At 66.9% G+C, this 534-nt stretch carries 1 pseudogene; it reads left to right on the top strand.

Annotated elements, in window-relative coordinates:
* Positions 1-534 (top strand): annotated as a pseudogene (locus tag I55_RS08125) (non-ribosomal peptide synthetase); the annotation flags it as partial.

The raw sequence follows: 534 nt of genomic DNA, 5'->3' as shown, positions 1-534 counted from the left end.
CTGGCCGTTTACGATCGCGGCACCGATCGGATCCTGGCCCCCAACACCGTCGGGCCAGGATATCTCGCCGGATCCGGCCAACGCGGCCGAACCGTTCGGGCTGACCGATCTGCAGTTGGCCTATTTCGTCGGACGCAGCCCGGCGGTGCCGCTGGGCGGCACGGGTTGTCACGTCTACTGGGAACTGCTGTCCGATACGCCGCTGGATGGCGGGCGTCTCACCGCCGCCTGGAACCGGCTGGTCCGCGACCACGACATGTTGCGCGCGGTGTTCACCGCCGACGCCCGCCAGCGGGTCCAGCCGGAGGTCCCCGCCATCCGCATCGTCGAACACGATTGGCGTGGCGCGGCCGACGGCGCCGCCTGCCTGGCGACATTGCGCGAACGGATGGCGCATGAGGTGTTCGACCCGACCTGCTGGCCGCTGTTCCGGATAGAACTCAGCCATGACGGCCAGGGATCACGCCTTCATGTTTCCATCGATCTCCTTATCATTGACGTCCTGAGCCTATTCGGGCTGTTGCGGCAATGGGG

The organism is Azospirillum sp. B4 (assembly GCF_000333275.1).
GTDB lineage: Bacteria > Pseudomonadota > Alphaproteobacteria > Azospirillales > Azospirillaceae > Nitrospirillum.
The sequence above is the reverse complement of the archived record's forward strand: the minus strand, read 5'-3'. Positions and strand labels throughout refer to the sequence as shown.